Source organism: Rhodoferax sp., assembly GCF_018063565.1.
Taxonomy (GTDB): Bacteria; Pseudomonadota; Gammaproteobacteria; order Burkholderiales; family Burkholderiaceae_C; genus Rhodoferax.
Genome location: NZ_JAGPBB010000091.1, coordinates 1 through 13150, shown reverse-complemented (window position 1 = coordinate 13150; position 13150 = coordinate 1). Strand labels below are relative to the sequence as shown.

General features: G+C 59.2%; 13 protein-coding genes and 1 pseudogene. All 14 read right to left on the bottom strand.

Annotation, left to right across the window (positions count from 1 at the left end):
* Positions 1–38: 38 nt before the first annotated feature.
* Entirely contained in the window at positions 39–545 is a 507-nt protein-coding gene (locus KBF66_RS16235) for a hypothetical protein (RefSeq protein WP_296659586.1), read from the bottom strand.
* Positions 546–562: 17 nt separating this feature from the next.
* Positions 563–1888, bottom strand: coding sequence for a hypothetical protein (locus KBF66_RS16230; protein ID WP_296659583.1), 1326 nt, complete (start codon positions 1886–1888; stop codon positions 563–565).
* Positions 1885–2622 (bottom strand): outer membrane lipoprotein-sorting protein, encoded by a 738-nt coding sequence (locus KBF66_RS16225; RefSeq protein ID WP_296659580.1) that lies wholly within the window; start codon positions 2620–2622, stop codon positions 1885–1887. Before KBF66_RS16225 ends, KBF66_RS16230 begins: the two co-directional genes overlap by 4 nt.
* 23 nt (positions 2623–2645) lie before the next feature.
* A complete protein-coding gene (locus KBF66_RS16220; RefSeq protein WP_296659577.1) occupies positions 2646–3890 on the bottom strand; it encodes an FtsX-like permease family protein in 1245 nt (414 codons plus the stop codon).
* Positions 3887–4573, bottom strand: a complete 687-nt coding sequence (locus tag KBF66_RS16215; RefSeq protein WP_296659574.1) for an ABC transporter ATP-binding protein — start codon at positions 4571–4573, stop codon at positions 3887–3889. The genes KBF66_RS16220 and KBF66_RS16215 overlap by 4 nt, the downstream gene beginning before the upstream one ends.
* A gap of 49 nt (positions 4574–4622) precedes the next feature.
* Positions 4623–5024, bottom strand: coding sequence for a hypothetical protein (locus KBF66_RS16210; RefSeq protein WP_296659571.1), 402 nt, complete (start codon positions 5022–5024; stop codon positions 4623–4625).
* Between the two features lie 580 nt (positions 5025–5604).
* The gene (locus tag KBF66_RS16205; protein WP_296659568.1) at positions 5605–6858 is read right to left on the bottom strand and encodes a glycosyltransferase; all 1254 of its coding nucleotides are present in this window, start codon (positions 6856–6858) and stop codon (positions 5605–5607) included.
* Complete coding sequence (locus KBF66_RS16200; RefSeq protein WP_296659564.1) at positions 6849–7442, bottom strand: hypothetical protein; 594 nt, start codon at positions 7440–7442, stop codon at positions 6849–6851. The genes KBF66_RS16205 and KBF66_RS16200 overlap by 10 nt, the downstream gene beginning before the upstream one ends.
* Positions 7443–7456: 14 nt before the next feature.
* The gene (locus tag KBF66_RS16195) at positions 7457–8629 is read right to left on the bottom strand and encodes a glycosyltransferase (RefSeq protein ID WP_296659561.1); all 1173 of its coding nucleotides are present in this window, start codon (positions 8627–8629) and stop codon (positions 7457–7459) included.
* A complete protein-coding gene (locus KBF66_RS16190; protein WP_296659558.1) occupies positions 8620–9573 on the bottom strand; it encodes an NAD-dependent epimerase/dehydratase family protein in 954 nt (317 codons plus the stop codon). The genes KBF66_RS16195 and KBF66_RS16190 overlap by 10 nt, the downstream gene beginning before the upstream one ends.
* Positions 9570–10955: a F390 synthetase-related protein gene (locus KBF66_RS16185; RefSeq protein ID WP_296659556.1), complete on the bottom strand. Its 1386-nt coding sequence runs from the start codon at positions 10953–10955 to the stop codon at positions 9570–9572. Before KBF66_RS16185 ends, KBF66_RS16190 begins: the two co-directional genes overlap by 4 nt.
* The gene (locus KBF66_RS16180) at positions 10952–11794 is read right to left on the bottom strand and encodes an MBL fold metallo-hydrolase (protein ID WP_296659553.1); all 843 of its coding nucleotides are present in this window, start codon (positions 11792–11794) and stop codon (positions 10952–10954) included. The genes KBF66_RS16185 and KBF66_RS16180 overlap by 4 nt, the downstream gene beginning before the upstream one ends.
* Before the next feature lie 3 nt (positions 11795–11797).
* Positions 11798–12742 (bottom strand): 3-oxoacyl-[acyl-carrier-protein] synthase III C-terminal domain-containing protein, encoded by a 945-nt coding sequence (locus KBF66_RS16175; protein WP_296659549.1) that lies wholly within the window; start codon positions 12740–12742, stop codon positions 11798–11800.
* Positions 12743–12807: 65 nt separating this feature from the next.
* A pseudogene (locus KBF66_RS16170) lies at positions 12808–13023 on the bottom strand (holo-ACP synthase); the annotation flags it as partial.
* Positions 13024–13150 lie beyond the last annotated feature (127 nt).

Here is a 13150-nt window from a genome sequence, read left to right as displayed (position 1 = left end):
TCCCATGGTTGCCTTGAATACAGACAGCAAAGCCCAATTCAGTCTTGTGCCTGGCCTGGACGGCGGAAGTCCTGGGCGACCCAGTCGCGCGCGCTGGCTTGGCTGAGTTTGAAGCTGGCCGCCACGCGTACCTGTGCACGTGGCTCGCCTTGCATATCGGTGGCGGTCAACACGGCATAGGGCGCGTCATCGTCCGGGGTAATGTCCAGGTTGATCAGTAGCGCTTCGGCGCCGACACCGACCCGCAGGGCTTTGTGCAACTGGGCGTGCAACTGCTGTTCATGGCGGCGAACCACCTCTGAGGCGGTTTTGACCCAGGTGTAAAACGCTGGCGCGTCCAGCGGCTTGGGGTTCTTCTTGTCGCGCCCCATGGTCCAGGGGGCGATCAGCGCCGGTTCGGACTGGCCATCGCGACGCATCTCCACCGCCCAGCCATCGTCGTCCTCGTTTTTAACCACTCGGGCAGTCCAGCCATCGCCCTGCCAAAGCCGGGCCTCTTGAATGGGGTGGGTGTCGGGCGCTGGGGGCAGTTGGGTCTGGGGCATAGGGGGCCATCTTATAACTAAAAATAATAGCGCCCGGTAACCTCCACACGTGCGCTGGAGGACTTCTCGCCGTACTCTGTCTGTGCCGGTCCATTCAGCCAACTCACACGCGCACGCAGTTCCCAGTTTGAAAATCCGGTGTAACTGACTTCAGGCGTGAACTGGACGCTGTGGTCATTCAGGTTGACCATGGCCGTTACCGATGCGGCGCCATAGACCCAGTCGAACGGCTCACTCACGCTGGCTTTCACATACAGATAGTCGCGTGCCGGATTGGGGCGACCGTACCCTGCCTGGGCCACGCTGCGCGCCTTGTTGAGCAGAGCAGTCGAAGCACCAGGAGCCAGTGCGGTGTCCAGGAACTGGTAATACGAGTTCATTTCGGAGCGGTCGTAACCAGCACCGTTGCGGTAGTACTCGGCGATCCAAGTCACCTCACCCGGTGTGAGGTAGCGAAGGCCCAGTAAAAACGAATCCACATCCGCCTGTTGGCTGCGGGTGTCACCGGCGGCACTGACGGTGGTGCGGGCGGCACCCAACGTGCGCGCCCATTCGCCATGGATTTCCAGGGCGGTGCTCAGGTTGCGGGAAAAGTCCACGCCCAAACTCGCGGGCCGTGCGCCCTTGGCGCGCCACATCAGGTCAATATCGGTGTCCCAGGCCAGCAGATACAACTTGGCAGCAGGATTGAGGTCGTGCGTTTGGCCAAAATCGCTGTTCATCGTGCCATCAGTGGGCAGCAGGATCCCGGTGAAACTCACGGCGCTGATGGGACCAGTCAAGCTTTGGGTCCATTCCCCGCTTGCCATGACAAAGCCTTCACGTGAGGCGGTCGGGTCATTGGCATCTTTGGGACGTTCGACCATGGCGACCGGGCTCCAGGCGTAACCCTTGCCCCAGCGCTGCACGCGTTTACCCACATCGAAACTCAGAGCTGGACTGACGCGCCAGTGCAGCCCGCCTTCCATTGCCGCCATGGGTTTGCTGGTTCTGACCAAGGCATCGTTCGCCCAGCTACCTTGCGTGCGGGCATCGAGTACCAAGTCGCCCAGGTTGAACTTGCCCATCAGTTCAAGCGTGGTCGTGCTGCGCAGCAGATCAGATCGGGGCTGCGCACCAGGGTAGGCGAGTTTGAATCCCGAACGCGCTTCACGCAGTTGCAGCAACTCTTCCTTCTGCTCCAAGGAGCCAGTCAATTCAAACGGTTTCTTCTCGAACTCCGAGGCGTCAAAACTGAATTCCTCGACACTCGCGGCAGGGCTGGCGGTGGATGCCAGCACGACTGCGGCCAGACCGCAGAGCGTCAGAAAACCCCCATACCGGCGGCGATGGGCCGGCATCACTTGCGCAGCTCCTCCAGGCGCGCCATATTGCCCTGGGTGAACACCTCGTCGGCAAAGTCACGTTTTTTCAGGCCCGAGTACAGCATCACCGATTTGTAATCCTTGTACAACGGGCTGTCGGTCTCGATGGTGGCCGGGCGCTTGATGCCACCGCCAAAGTCTTTGATGTCTTTGAAATGCAGGGTTTTGAGCAGCATGCCGCTGGATGCGTAGGCTTCAATGTCAACGGGCAAGATCAGCTTCTTGTCCACCGTCATCTTCAGCTTGTCATAGGCCACCTCGCCTGTTTTGGCCTTGAGGAGCAGGGTATAGAGCTTGTCAGACTCTTCAACGGAAGCCACGTCGTACTCCACCGCGTAGTCCAACCGCATGATGTCAGCGTTGTTGAACACGCCTCCGGTGACCGACTGAAGGCTGGTGATGCGCATTGGTTTGCCCACGCTGGGCAGGTACATCCACATGTTGTCGCCCTGGCGCAGGGTGCTGCGGCCCTTGTCGCTGGCAGGTTGCAGGAACAGGCTGGCCGTCTGGTCCTTGCCTTTCTTGACCGAATACAACACAAACTCTTTTTTGTTGCCATTGGGTTCGATGTTGATGAGCTTGCGGTAACTCTCATACGACTCGGGCTCCAGGTTGCGGTCGAGTTTTTTGAGAATCGCCACGCCATCGACCGCAGAGAAGGCAAAAGCCGGTATCAGCAGAGCCAGAGCAGCTAGATTTTTGAAAACAAACATGGAGTTCTCCAGAACAGATCGACTTACACGTGACGCAGCGCCTGGATCGGGTCCATGCGGGCGGCACGCCAGGCCGGCTGCAAACTGGCCAACCCCGACACCAGAACTGCCAGCCCCAGCACGCCCAGAACTTCGCCCGCGGCCAGTGTGGGGTGCAGGGTAATCTGTTCACGGCCAAAGTTGAACACCACTGGCCAGACGTTGAGTGCTGCCACCACCGCATAGCTCAGCGCCACGCCCGCTGCCGCACCCGCCAGCCCCAGCAGCAAACCTTCGCTCAAAAAGATCGCCATCAGCTTGCGCGGCTGGGTGCCAATGGCTGCCAGCGTGCCAATTTCGCGAATGCGCTCATAAACTGCCATCAGCATCACGTTCATCACGCTCACCAGAACAATGGCCACCAGCATGACGCGGATAAAGAAGGTCATCATGTCGATCATCTTCACAATGTTGGCAAACGGCGACAGTTCCGCCCAGGTGTGCAATTCGGTGGCGGGCTTGTCTTCCTTGTTGCGGATGGTGTCAAGCGCAGCTGTCAGGCGTTTCTGCGTGGCCGATAGGGCATCGATATTTTTCAGCCGCACCGCCACCTCCATCACCTCTTCTTTGTCCATGCGCAGCAGGTCCCGCGCATCCTTGATGTCAATGTAGCCGTCACGTCCGCCTGGGCCGGTAATGCCCTCCAGAATGCCACCCACAATGAAGGTCTTGCCGTTGACAGACCCGGACGCATTGGTGGCCACCAGCACCACCGAGTCACCCAGCTTGACTTTCATGCCTTTGGCCAGCAGGGCCGGCACCAGCACCTTGCCAGGCTCGACCAGAGGGCCGTCTTTATTGCCTTCGCTGATGCGCTGACGCAAAGCGGGCACGGCGGCATCTTCAGCGGCAGCGTCCACGCCGTTCAAGCGGATGCTGCTGTTCTCGGTAAAGTTGCTGAACATGGCACCCAGCTTGACACGCTTGGAATACGCTGCCACCGCCGGGTCGGCCTTGAGAGCATCTTCGATCAGACCCACGGCTCGCGGTTGCAGGCTCATGGTCAGCGGCAGATTGTCCATCGACGCGGTGTACCCCTTGCGGTGCACTTGCAGGTGGCCGAGCATGCTGTCGGTAATCGAGCCGACCATGGTCTGTTTGAACGATCCCGCCGCTGCCACAAACAGCAGCAGGGCTACAACGCCGAGCATGATCAGCAGCGCGGTCAACAGGGTGCGGCGCTGGTAGCGCAACAGGTTGCGCATGGCGAGTTTCAGGGTTGAACTCATGCTGGCACTCCTTGCACAAGGCGCCCGTCTTCGAGGGTGAAGGTCAGCTCGGCCTCGCGCATGATTTTGGGGTCGTGGGTCGAGAAAATGAAACTGGTGCCAAAGTCGGTACGCATGGCTTTCATCAGGTTGAGCACTTTGTAGGCCGTGTCATGGTCCAGGTTGGCGGTGGGCTCGTCGGCCAGTACCAGCTTGGGTTCACCCACCAGCGCGCGGGCCACGGCCACACGCTGCTTTTGTCCGCCAGAGAGTTGGTCAGGTCGTTTGTGCGCCTGCTCGCTCATGCCAACTGCGGCGAGCATTTTTTCGACCCGGTCGCGGCGCTTGGCCTCGCTCCAGCCGCGCACCATCAACAACGGGTACTCGATGTTTTCGTAGGCGCTGAGGACCGGCACCAGATTGAAATCCTGAAACACAAAGCCCAGATGTTCACCCCGAAAGGTGGCCGCTGCACTGCGCGACAGGGTGCTGACATCGGTGCCATGCACCTGAAGCTTGCCACTGCTGGGGTGGTCCAGGCATCCGATCAGATTGAGCAAGGTCGATTTGCCGCTGCCCGAGGGGCCGACAAAGGCGGCAAACGCGCCTTCATCGATCTCAAAGTTCAGACCTTTCAGGGCCGACACGTCCTGATCACCCATGCGGTAGCTCTTGGTGATGTTGCTGGCTTTTATCAGTGGCATGGGGATCTCCGTGCGTAAAGGGGTGACTCAGAAAGTCGTTAGGGTGGCATCAGCCGGTGATCAGGCCGCGTGCCTTGCGCATGTCGCAGCCGCGCGACTGAGGCGCGGGTAAAGTGATGCCTTTTTCTGTGGCACGCACCTGCATGGCAGCGTGTTGCTCGGCCTGCACGGCTTTGCATTCGTCATAGGTCTTCACGCTGGCCATCCGTGTTTGGTTGGCGGCTCGTTCCTCGGCGGTCATCAAGGCGGCACCGGGGCCCTGCATTCTTTGCATTCCCTGCCCGGCGCGAGCGCCAGGGCCAAAGCCATTCACACCAGCGGTCGCCTGTTGGGCACGCCAGCCCGGCCCCATACCGGCACCTGGGCCAGCTTGGGCCAGCACGGTGGCTGACAAGGCGGCCGTCAATGCGGTACCGAGTGCCAATGATTTGAAAAATGTTGCGCTTGTCATGTTGTTCTCCAGTGGTTGCGAAGGTGGGGCGCTGCCTGTGCCGTGTCCCTGGGGTGTATTGAAGCGCGCTTGTGTTTCGCCCAGATTGCTGTAATTCGGCTTTTTGCATCGCTGTGTTGCACTAAAGCCTGGCGTTACAGTGCGTTACAAAACTCGTCAATTTTTGTTGTCTCACGCAGGCTGGGGGTCACGGTGGTGGGACGAGCGGGTGCTGCGCAGCAGTCAGACAGGGCGGCCCCTCATGCTGGAGTACCAGAAGTCGAGGCCACCCTGTCTGGCTGCTACGCCGATGGTCTTGAGACTGCGGAACGTGGCAGTTTGAATACCACGAGTTGCACGTCAACGGGCGTTCAACCGAGGGTGCATAGCCGGATCATGCTGATCGCGTGGAATTGATATGCCAAATTGGCCGGTAGCCCATGTTCCATGAGTGCTTGTTGCAATCAAATCAGTAGCTAAGGCGCTTTGTTTCCTGAATGGTGGTTGACAGACTTCTTGGGACATTCAGCGGCCAACCAGCGAGCCGAAAGACCAGAGTCAAACCGGCTGTTCAGGGTTGCACCTGAAGGTCGGCAGTTTGTCATTGCGCATTGAAATACGCATGAACCAGATGCGTCATGCTCGACGATGATACGTCGCCCAAGACCTGTTGACCCAGGGCCTGAAAACGCTGGCATCCGGAGAGTTTTCGCCTGCCTTCGAGCAAATCCGCAACATCTGTTTGCAAATGACTCAAATCCCGCAACCAGACGGCAAGTCCGTGGTGCTCCAGCCGTGCCGCATGGTCAAACTGGTCATAGTCGATGGGGTAGACCACCGCCGGTTTGCCCAGCAACAGGCAGTAATACAGAATGCCCGCGCCACCGTGGTGCACCACCAGGTCGTAATGGGCCAGGTGTTTTTCATAGTCTACATACGACAGGCGGACGAAGTTGCCTTGTGACAGGGTGCGGGTTTGACCTTCATCGCCATCGGTGAAATGAAAAACAACTTCCGGCATGGCCTGGGCAGCATCGCGTGTGGCACCAGCCAGCGCATCCTTGATCCAGCGCAGGTGGGTGCCACCGGTGACAAGCACATGCCGCTTGCCGGGCTCAAACTCCGGGTCAACCCCACCATAGGTCGGTGGTGTGTAAAGCTTGGGACCGACAAAACGTGTGGCCGCTGGCCAACTGCGCTGGAACTCCAGCTCACGCAGACCCAATGCCAGCAAGCGGCTGGGCGAGTAAATACGCTCCGTGCCATCCTGACGGTACAACTGCGTCAGGCCAAGACCTTCTATTTGACGCTGGTAGAGTTTAAAAATCAGTTGTTTGAAGGTGCGAACCGTTCTGCGATAGACCGCATGTTTGAAGCTGGAGACTAGTCCATCTGCAGGTTTTAGTCCCCCCATGTAAGCCGGTGGGCCGTCGGGGGCTTCGATCACGCAGGGAGACGGCATGCTGGTCCACCACGGGATATCTAGCTGCTGGGCCACCAGCCCAGCAGCGGGCAAGGTGAAGTCGGCAATGACCAGCTCGGGGCGTTCATGGGCATACAACATTTCCAGCTCCGCCTTGAGTCGCCCCATCAGTGCGATCGCACTGCGGAACTGGCGGCTCATCCGAATCGGGTTGCTTTTAACCGCATGAGGCGGGTTGGCAATATCCTTCAAGACCCGGTCATCGGCCTCACCGAGCACCACACGGCCCCGCAAACCTGCCGCACGGATGCGCGCCTGGGCCGACGGGGTGCTCAGCACACACACATCAAACTCTGTCGCCAACTCACGGGCAATGGCCAGTAGCGGATGCAAATGGCCGCTGAAGGGGGGCGCCAAAAGGTCTACGCGCATGAACCGTCCCTCAAAGGTGTGCCCAGGTGGGCTTCGCTGGCAGCCACCTGATCCAGAAAGGTGTCACACAGGGCCAGGACCGCCTCCTGCTGCAAATAGTCCATATGGCCACAATCAACCAAATAGTCTGCCGTGCCGAAAAACAGCCGCGAAATACCGTCGCGGCGGCCCTGCACCAACACATGTCGACAGGCCGGGCTGCAGCGTGCCACCGGGCCGTAGGCGAACACACTGATCCGGCTGAGCCAGGCGGGCGGCAAACGCAGGTTGTTCAGCAACTCCAGCCCGCAACTGCCCGCCAGCAGGACGGTGTGTGGGTGGCTGGACAATAGAGCCAGTACGCCTGCTTGGTAACGCTCAGAAAAGGACAAGCGCCGGGACAGCAGATACTGGGCGCTGTTGTGAACACTGGCCTTGAGCAAAGGCACGGCCTCATGCCGTTGTGATGCGCGATGGTAGGGGAAGTTGCAACCATGCAACTGCCGATCATCACGCTGAAGCCGGGCCAGAAAAGCGGCTTGCACCGGACTCAACGCCCAACACGCCGGGTTGCTTTGCCCTGTCAGAAATGCAACTTGCAACATGTCTTGGCCTATTTTCAAGACACCGAGACAAAATCATCGTTGTCGTGTACCCGGTAAACGCGGGTGCGCCAGCGAATCGTCCGCTGCAAGGTGGCATGCAATAAATGCAGGGGTTGCAGCAGTTCGGAGATCACCGACAGCAGTGGCCTGTGCCGCATTTGGCCGGTGAGCCGCTTTTGCAGTCGACACAAGACGGTACTTCGGACCAGCAACACCAAGAACAGGATCAGCCCGCTCGACGGTGTCAGAAAACCCAGCGCAAGCACGATCAGCAGCCACAGCAACCAGGGGTGGAAACCTTGCAATAAGGCAATGAGCGCTTTCATCGGGTTGGATTGGGTACGCAACAACAGAATGGCAAACAGAAACCAGCGGTGCATTTGACGCACATAGGCGCCCAGGTCGGGGATGCCAGTTTGCACCTCGACACAGGCGACGGATTGCACCAACCGCGCCTGATGCTGGCGCAGCAGGCGCGCCATGGCCAGATCGTCGGTCAAATGCTTCAGGATGCTGGAGAACCCACCAAATGCCTTCAACTGCTGGGTTGACAAGGCGTAACACATGCCATTGATGGAGATCGGACTGGCAAAGGGCAGCAACTGCAAATACGTCATGGCGGCGTTGTTGTTGACAAACTGCGCCAGCAAACGCCCGCCCAGACCACTGGCTTCCCGGTAACAAGGCAGAGCGGTGGCCAGATCACCCTGTGCCAGCGCACACATCAATTCCTCCAGCGCTGCTGCAGTCAAACGCGCATCGTCGTCCAGCACGAGTACCACCCGCGTGTTGACATCAGCCAAAGCGGCCTGGAGTTTGAAACTTTTTGGGTTTGTGCCCTCTGGGGCACTGGGCAAACACCGGATGTGGATGTGATGCTTTGGGTACTGTTTTGCCAAGGTTTGGGTAAGGGTCTGCGCTACTGCATCGTCATCGTCGATCAGCCAGAAGAAATGAGCCTCTGCCATGGCGCGCAAGTTGTCTTCCAGCACCTTCGGTAAATGGGGGTCTCCGCTCAGAATCGGCTGCAGGATGCTGACCTCGGCCATCCATCCGAGTGGCAAGACAAATGCAGATGGTCGCTGGCTGGCCTTGAGCGCCACCATGGCAAAGTAGGCTTTGAGCAACAGCAGGCCCAGGTAAAGGGCTGCCGCCAGCCAGGTGATGACGTGGATATTCAGACGCATTGCCGCTTTTGCCAGGTGATAAAACGGTCCACCCCGTCGTCCAAGCTGACACTGGGTGGCCCTAGATCCAGCAAGGCGTGGCTGACATCAAAGGTTTTGGAATAGGCAAACACCCCCACGCCAAAACGTGTGATTGGTGGTTCACCCGGCAAATGCAGCAAGCGGTAAAACCACTCGGCCACCGTAGCGGCCCGCAAAGCGGTCGCCACAGACACCTGGCGGGTGGGGGCAGGAAGCCCCAGTCTATTCAAAATTTGCAGCAGAAAAGCCTGAATTTCAATGGGTTGCGCGTTTGTCAGGTTGTAACTTCCTGAAAGATTGGGTGCCGTGGCCGCAGCCAGCAGGTAGTCGCACAACACGTCGATATAAATCAGGTCTCCCAACACTGGCTGGTCCTGGCCGGTGAACAGTGGTAACTTACCTTTGGCCGCCGCTTCCAGGATGCGGGGAAATAACACCGTGTCACCTGGCCCAAACACGGCGCGCGGGCGCAACACCAGCTTCTCGCCGGGGTAGCCAGACACCAGCTCTTCACCCCTGTATTTGGTTTGGGCATATGCGTTGATGAAGTTGGGCCCGATCGGGCTGGTTTCGGTCAAACCCAGTTGGTGTTCTTCGCGGTAAAACACCGAACTCGACGAGACATAAATCAATCGGGGATAGCCGTGCCGCTGGCAATAGTCAATGACATGGGTGGTGGCCAGCACGTTTTGGGCGTGGTAAGCGCGCTGTGACCCCCAGGGGGAAGCCCGTGCGGCGGCGTGGATCACCACGTCCGGGTTCAGATCCAGATCAAAAGGGCTCGACAAGTCCATCCGGGTGTAATTGGGCAAGTCCGTGGCACGCCGGGCAACACCCCACACATCAAGATCGGAGCGCCCCGAAAACCGCCGCAAAAAACTGCTACCCACAAAGCCGGAGGCACCGGTCACCAGAATTTTCATGCGGCATCCCTATCAAGTTGGGGTTGGCGCTGGCAGCGGATACGGCGGCGTTTGGCACCCGGTGTGTCGTCTACCCAGGGCACAAAGATCATTGTGGGTGCCACCAGCCCGGTGGCCAGGCACAGGCTCTGGATTTCATGCTCAACAGCGGCATTGGCCTCATCTGGCGTGATGGCCCCGTTAAGGCGAATCTCCCAATTGCCATCGCGCTGCACCAGTCGGTAGTCCGAAAACCGGGGCTTAGCCAGCCCGGTTTGGGTCTGCGCCAAGGCCATGGCCCGGCGGACCAGATCGGGGAAAACCGCCTGCTCCACCCCTTTTCCCTGCGCTGGCAGCCACAACACATCATCTTGCCGCCCTTCAATCGCACTGATGCCCAAACCCACCCGACCACAGGAGCAGGGCCGCGGGTCGGCTCGCAGGATGTCATCCAGACGGTAACGGACAAAAGCCTGGGTCTGGCGCGTGAAATCGGTGATGACGGGCATAAACCGGGTGCGAGATTCGTCCAGCCAGTCCATCTCAAAATGCACCAACTCTTCGTTCAGGTGCAGCCGCCCCTGGTGACAAGTGGATGCCAGAAACCCTTCTGTGCACTGGTAAATCTGATCGGGTCGCCGCCCCCAGGTCAAAGCGATGCCTTGTGCATCGTCAGGTTCCAGCACCTCGGCGACACTGATCACTTGATGCGGGGCAATACTCAGAGCCCCGGCATCCTGCGCATCGGCCAGAGTGTGTAAAACCGAGGCAGGTGCGACCAGAATGTGGGGCTGCAAATCGTTGAGCATGGCCACATGGTTCGTCGTCGGGGCCAGCAGGTCACCAAAATAAAAGTGCAGCCGCCAGCTATGGACGGTGGTGTACAGGTTGCTGTTGGCACGCAACAGCAAGGCCACCCGCAAAGGTGACGCCACAGGGTTCAGGAACTGGCGCAGGGCCTGGGACGACAGCACTCGGGCCAGCACGGTGCCGGCCCAGATGGCGCGCTCTCGTTCATTGGCCAAGAAAACACCGCGCTGGCCTGAGGTGCCGCTGGACAGGCCCGCCGTGATACCAGCGGGCAAGGTCGGTTTGAAATCACGTTCGCGCTCGGCTTGCGTTGCCACCGCCAGAACCTGATCCAGCACCAACCCGGGACGGTTGAACTGGTCAAACGCGGCCAGCATGAGGGTTTTGTCCACGACGGGCAGCAAAGTCAAATCACTGCGATTCAGGTCTTTGTAATACCCCATGTGGGCCAGATCATGGGTCAGATACCGCCGCAACTTTTGTTGCTGCCAGCGCAGCAAACCAGCGCGATCTTTGAAGCGGTAGCCCCAGCGCGCCCGGACAAACGCGCACAAAAAGCCCCAGGCATCGCCTAAACGGTGCCAACGGCTCAAGAGGCGCCTCCGTTGTAGTCGGCCAAACTTTGCTGGCAATGTGAGGGCAGGATACACAACTCGGGGAACCGGGTGCCCAAACGGTGCAGTCGCGCCATGGTTTGCTGGTACAGCGGCCAGTCGTGCATCACCAAGCCGGTCATCCGCATCGGCAGTTGCAATGCCTGCCAATTTGCTTTGGACCAGCAGGCATCGGCACACAGCAGTACCTCCCGGTCAAACGTGTCGCGAAACAGCAAGCCCATCTGGCGTGGTGCATGGCCGGGTAGAGCGACTGCGATCAAACTGGCATCACCAAACAGGTCATAACCGTGACCAAAATCCGCCCAACCTGAAGGCAGCATGCAACGCGTTGTGCCCTCTGCAAACGTTACACGTGATGCAAAGTCTTGGGGCAGCAAGGCGGGCAATAGACCCTTGCTGAGCAAACCCAGGCGCGAGCCGTGTCGAATGTCTTCAAAATCCGCCTGCATACACATGAAGCGGGCCTGGGTCAGATCCCGCAAACCGGCAATGTGATCGCCATGAAAATGTGAAATCAGACACCTGCGGATGTCATTCAGGCGCAAGCCGTAAACCGCCAGTTGACTGGCCAGGTAATGGCTGGGTTGAAGCGAAACCGGGGTGGCCCAGCGGTACAAACGCTCTGGAAAGGGATCGGTGGCAGACATGAAGTGACTGGCGTAACCCGTGTCGTACAGCATCGCGCCCTGGGTGGGGTGAATGATCAGCGCGCTGATGGACGGAAAACTGACGGGCCGCCAACCACCACCCGAACGCGCCACCCGCTCGCAGTGACGACAGTGCCCCACAGACAGCAGGTGAACAGCCACGCGCACGGCTCAGTACCTCAATACCGCACCGCCCAGAGACAATCCCGCCCCGGTGCCCATCAAGGCAAACAAGTCACCACGGCGCAACCGTTGCGAACTGATGGCATGGTGTAGTGCCCCCGGCATGGATGCAGCCACCATGTTGCCGCGGTGGTGAATGGTGCGCACCACCTTGGTCAGGGGAATGCCCAGAATCGAATCCAGCTTGTCCAAGGCCCGCCCTGATGCCTGGTGCGGGATCAGGCAGGACAAATCGTCCCGACCCACACCAGCGGCTGTCAACAACTGCTCAGAAAACCCTGGCAAAAACCTGGCAGCCATCCTAAAAGTGGCCTTGCCATCCATTTCGAAAAAAGTCGCTGCCTGGTAAGCCTCGCATCCTTTTTCCAACCGCACCCGGGTGCCACCGGCCCGTAATTGACAAAGCTCGTTGCCTACGCTGTAAGTGGCTACTTTGGCCGCCAGCAGGCTCGACGAGCTTTCGGGCTCTGCCAAACCCACAACCACCGCGACCGCACCATCACCAAACAAGGCCGCTGTAGCAACATCATCCGGATTGAGCCCCGCCGAGGGTGACTCGCTCGACACCATCAAGACCTTGCGATAACGCCCGGCGGCCATCGCACAACTGATCAGGTCCAGGGCGACCAAAAAACTCAGGCAGGTCGCGTTGACATCAAAAGCCGGTATGCCGGACTCACCCAAACCCAGCGCCCGCTGGATTTGTGACCCCAGGCATGGAATGGCCTGCTCCATCACACTGCAGGCAGACACAATGCAATCCAACTCCTGAGGTGCCAACTCGGCGGCCGCCAAAGCACGCTGTGCCGCCTGTGCGCCCATGTAGGACGAGGTTTCGTTGGGTGAGGCGACATGGCGGTACTCGACCCCACAGGCCCGAAAGGTCCACCCCGAAGGTTTGCGCCAACGTGTATCAAATTCTGTGGAAGGCACTCGTTGCTCCGGCAGGTATTCGCCGGTGCCCAATATCCTTAAAGAAATCATGCTGTGACAGTGCCTCACGGAAGGGTGGATTGCTCCGCCACACCAACACCAGCCGCGTAGTCGGTCTCATCGCTTTCGCTGACATGGGCACCCAGACCCTGCGCTTTCAACCACCGCTTCAGGTCACCACGCAGCACGATGGTGGGTTTACCAATTTCACAGGCACGCCAAATCGTGGGCATCCTCATGCCCACCCCGATAGCCATGATGAACGCTTCCCGGGCACTGAAGCAGTATTTTCCAATTCAGGTATGAGCCTGAAGGGTGCGCAATTTGGTTGACTTCGGGGTGCGGGCTGACCGGGTTAAAAAGGGGAGTTTAAGGGCTTACTTCCCGGATCCCTGAGTACGGCTGTTT

Bases quoted from the DNA above. Each gene is read 5' to 3' on its own strand.
- KBF66_RS16235 (WP_296659586.1), bottom strand. From the start codon at position 545: ATGCCCCAGACCCAACTGCCCCCAGCGCCCGACACCCACCCCATTCAA.
- KBF66_RS16225 (WP_296659580.1), bottom strand. From the start codon at position 2,622: ATGTTTGTTTTCAAAAATCTAGCTGCTCTGGCTCTGCTGATACCGGCT.
- KBF66_RS16220 (WP_296659577.1), bottom strand. From the start codon at position 3,890: ATGAGTTCAACCCTGAAACTCGCCATGCGCAACCTGTTGCGCTACCAG.
- KBF66_RS16215 (WP_296659574.1), bottom strand. From the start codon at position 4,573: ATGCCACTGATAAAAGCCAGCAACATCACCAAGAGCTACCGCATGGGT.
- KBF66_RS16210 (WP_296659571.1), bottom strand. From the start codon at position 5,024: ATGACAAGCGCAACATTTTTCAAATCATTGGCACTCGGTACCGCATTG.
- KBF66_RS16205 (WP_296659568.1), bottom strand. From the start codon at position 6,858: ATGCGCGTAGACCTTTTGGCGCCCCCCTTCAGCGGCCATTTGCATCCG.
- KBF66_RS16200 (WP_296659564.1), bottom strand. From the start codon at position 7,442: ATGTTGCAAGTTGCATTTCTGACAGGGCAAAGCAACCCGGCGTGTTGG.
- KBF66_RS16195 (WP_296659561.1), bottom strand. From the start codon at position 8,629: ATGCGTCTGAATATCCACGTCATCACCTGGCTGGCGGCAGCCCTTTAC.
- KBF66_RS16190 (WP_296659558.1), bottom strand. From the start codon at position 9,573: ATGAAAATTCTGGTGACCGGTGCCTCCGGCTTTGTGGGTAGCAGTTTT.